Annotated in this window: 4 protein-coding genes; 2 read left to right on the plus strand and 2 right to left on the minus strand. The window is 73.2% G+C overall.

Features of this window, described 5'->3' with window-relative positions; genetic code table 11:
* Nucleotides 1–14: 14 nt before the first annotated feature.
* The gene (locus tag ACFUUZ_RS31540; RefSeq protein ID WP_378702676.1) at nt 15–1,022 is read right to left on the minus strand and encodes an AraC family transcriptional regulator ligand-binding domain-containing protein; all 1,008 of its coding nucleotides are present in this window, start codon (nt 1,020–1,022) and stop codon (nt 15–17) included.
* A gap of 69 nt (nt 1,023–1,091) precedes the next feature.
* On the opposite strand from ACFUUZ_RS31540, the gene ACFUUZ_RS31545 reads away from it, so the two are divergent.
* Nucleotides 1,092–2,567: a flavin-containing monooxygenase gene (locus ACFUUZ_RS31545; RefSeq protein ID WP_378702677.1), complete on the plus strand. Its 1,476-nt coding sequence runs from the start codon at nt 1,092–1,094 to the stop codon at nt 2,565–2,567.
* A 3-nt stretch (nt 2,568–2,570) separates the two neighbouring features.
* Here the strand turns inward: ACFUUZ_RS31545 and ACFUUZ_RS31550 are convergent, their stop codons facing one another.
* Nucleotides 2,571–2,783 carry a hypothetical protein gene (locus tag ACFUUZ_RS31550; RefSeq protein ID WP_378702679.1) on the minus strand — a complete coding sequence of 71 codons (213 nt, stop codon included), beginning with the start codon at nt 2,781–2,783 and terminating at the stop codon, nt 2,571–2,573.
* A 139-nt stretch (nt 2,784–2,922) separates the two neighbouring features.
* Between ACFUUZ_RS31550 and ACFUUZ_RS31555 the strand changes: the two genes are divergently transcribed.
* The gene (locus ACFUUZ_RS31555; RefSeq protein WP_378702681.1) at nt 2,923–3,333 is read left to right on the plus strand and encodes a nitroreductase family deazaflavin-dependent oxidoreductase; all 411 of its coding nucleotides are present in this window, start codon (nt 2,923–2,925) and stop codon (nt 3,331–3,333) included.
* Nucleotides 3,334–3,389 lie beyond the last annotated feature (56 nt).

Below are 3,389 nucleotides of genomic sequence, written 5' to 3' on the forward strand. Positions count from 1 at the left end.
CCGTTCGCGTGCGCTCAGGGCCGGTCGCGCCGGACCGCCGTCGGGGTGCGGCCCCACCAGCGGCGGCAGCAGCGGGTGAGCGTGGCCTGCTCGGCCAGGCCGAGCAGCGAGGCGATCTGGCGCATCGGCATGGCGGTGGTGGTCAGGTAGCGGTGCGCCTGGTCGCGGCGCACCTCGTCCAGGATCGCCGCGAAACTCGTTCCCTCGTCGGCGAGCCTGCGCTGCAGGGTGCGCGGGTGCACGGTGAGCAGCTCGGCGACGACGCCGATCTCCGGCGGGGCGGTGCCGAGCAACTGCCTGACCGTGGTCCGCACCCGCGGCGCCGCCGCAGTGCCGTCGCCCGCGGTCTGCGCGGCCAGGAAGGCCATGGCCAGCCGGTGCAGCGTCTCGTCACCGCCCGCCAGCGAGCGCGATTCCAGCCCGCGCGGCACCCGGAGCAGCGCGGCCGGGCGCCCGGCCCGCACCGGGGCGCCGAAGAACCGCTCGTAGGCGGCGAGCGGGGCGGGCGGGCGGTACGGCAGCTCCACCGAGCGCAGCCCGTAGCGCGGGGCGACCAGCCGCTGCAGCGCCCGGTGCACGAAGCCGAGCCCGAGGTCGGTGCCCTGCACCGGGGCGGGCAGGTCGTCGGTGCGCACCTCGTAGCGCAGCGCGACCACGTGCTCGTCGCCGTACGGGTCCGGCTCCAGGCCGAGGCTGAGCGAGGGCGCGTGCACGAAGAGGTAGCGCGCGGTGCACTCCATGACCCCGGCGAGCGTCGGCGAGTTGCGGATGGCCAGTGCGAGCGGGCCGAGCATGTCCAGGTCCTGTCGGTAGGAGATGCGCAGCCCGAGGTCGGGGCAGCCGAGCCGGTGCGCGGCGAGCTCGAGCACCGCGGCGACGGCGGTGTCCGGCACCAGCATGTCGTCGGTGTCCAGCGCGGCGGCGGGCAGCCCGGCCGCGGCGGCCAGCGCCTCGGCGTCGCCGCCGAGCTCGGCCACGGTGGCGCGGAAACCGCGCAGCCCCGCGGAGCGGATCACGGACATGTCGTCCAGGATCAAAGTTTTGTCGCGTGAAAGCAAGAAGGCGCGGCCGGGCCCGGGCAGACTGGAGCCATGACCGAACACCTCGATGTCGTGATCGTCGGTGCGGGGCTCTCCGGGATCGGCGCCGCGTACCGGCTGCAGACCGAGTGCCCCGGCAAGAGCTACGCCGTGCTGGAGGCCCGCGCGGCGCTCGGCGGCACCTGGGATCTGTTCCGCTACCCGGGGATCCGCTCGGATTCGGACATGTTCACCCTCGGCTACCCCTTCAAGCCGTGGCGGGACGCCAAGTCCATCGCGGACGGCCCGGCCATCCTGCGCTACATCACCGAGACCGCGCACGAGTACGGCATCGACCGGCACATCCGCTTCGGCACCAAGGTGGTCGCCGCCGACTGGTCCTCGGAGCAGCTGCGCTGGACCCTGACGCTGGAGCGCCGCGAGCCCGACGGCACCGCCGTCCAGACGGCACTGACCTGCGGCTTCCTCTACAGCTGCGCGGGCTACTACAACTACGACCGCGGCCACGCGCCGGAGTTCGCCGGGCGCGACGACTTCACCGGGCAGGTGGTGCACCCGCAGTTCTGGCCGGAGGAGCTGGACTACACCGGCAAGCGGGTGGTGGTGATCGGCAGCGGCGCCACCGCGGTGACGCTGGTGCCCGCCATGGCCGCCGACGCCGAGTCGGTCACCATGCTGCAGCGCACCCCGACCTGGATCAGCGCGGTCCCCGGCCGGGACAGGATCGCCGACAAGTTGCGCGCGACGCTCCCGCCCGACCTCGCGCACCGGCTCATCCGCACCAAGAACATCCTGTTCAGCATGGGCTTCTACCAGTACTGCCGCCGCCGCCCCGCGGCCGCGCGCAAGCTGCTGACCGGGCTCACCACCCGCATCCTCGGCGACGAGAAGCTGGTCGCCGAGCACTTCACCCCGGAGTACGACCCGTGGGACCAGCGGCTCTGCGCGGTGCCGAACGCCGACTTCTTCAAGGCCATGAAGAAGGGGAAGGCGGAGGTCGTCACCGACCGCATCGACCGCTTCGTGCCCGACGGCATCCGGCTGGCCTCCGGCCGGGTGCTGCCCGCCGACATCGTGATCACCGCGACCGGGCTGGAGCTGCTCGCCTTCGGCGGCATCGCGCCCTCGGTGGACGGGGTCGAGGTGGCGCTGCCCGAGCAGTACGTGTGGCAGGGCACCATGCTCACCGGGGTGCCGAACTTCGCCGTCTGCATCGGCTACACCAATGCCTCCTGGACGCTGCGCGCCGACCTGACCTCCCGGCTCATCTGCAAGGTGCTGAACTTCATGGACCGGAAGGGGTACGCCGCGGTGGTGCCGGAGCCCGTCGGCGAGCTCGGCGAGCAGCCGCTGCTCGACCTGGCCTCCGGCTACATCCAGCGCTCGATCGGCGACTTCCCGCGGCAGGGCGACCGGCACCCGTGGAAGGTGCGGCAGAACTACCTGCTGGACTCGGCCACCACGCTCCGCACCGACCTGGGCAAGACGCTGCGGCCGGTGCGGCCGAAGGTGCCGGTCCGGGTCTGAGCCTCAGTCCGGCATCTGCCGCAGCTCCAGCAGGGTGAGGCCGAGCGCGTCGATCCTGGCCAGCAGGCCGCGCAGCGCGGCTGGGTCGGTGACCGGGCCGTAGAGCGTGGTCACCGCGCCGGGCGCCCGGTTCGAGGCGGCCAGCTCGGGGAAGGCGGCGAGCGCGCGCTCGGAGAGTTCGCCGTCGATGATGAACTGGTAGCGCAGCGGGGTCACCCTCGCTCCTTCCGCCGATCCCGTGCACCCAGCGTGCCGCCGCCCGCGCGCCGCCGCGTCACCCGGAGCGGGTGAGATCGTGGGCCCGGTAGCCTCGGGTTCGCGCGGACCCGCGCACCTGCGATCGGAGGGAGCGGCTGTGGCCGAGGATTTCAACGCGAAGATCATCGCCGAGTTCCGGGCCAATGCCGGGAAGGTCGGCGGGCCCTTCGAGGGGGCCGAGCTGCTGCTGCTCACCACGACCGGGGCGAAGAGCGGCGCGCCGCGGGTGAGCCCGCTGGCGCTGGCCAGGGACGGCGAGCGGCTGGTGATCGCCGCCTCCAAGGCGGGCGCCGACAGCAACCCGGACTGGTACCACAACGTCAGGGCCAACCCGGAGGTCACCGTCGAGCTCGGCACCGAGACGTTCACCGCCACCGCGACCCCGGTCACCGGCGGCGCGGAGCGCGACCGGCTCTACGGCAAGCTGGTCGAGCTCATGCCCGGCTTCGCCGAGTACGAGACCAAGACGGACCGGGTGATCCCGGTGGTCGTGCTCGAGCGCGCCTGACCCCACCCGAGACGAGGAAGGCCCGCCCGGCGCACCGGGCGGGCCTTCCTCGTTGC

The organism is Nocardia sp. NPDC057353, assembly GCF_042667085.1.
GTDB lineage: Bacteria > Actinomycetota > Actinomycetes > Mycobacteriales > Mycobacteriaceae > Nocardia.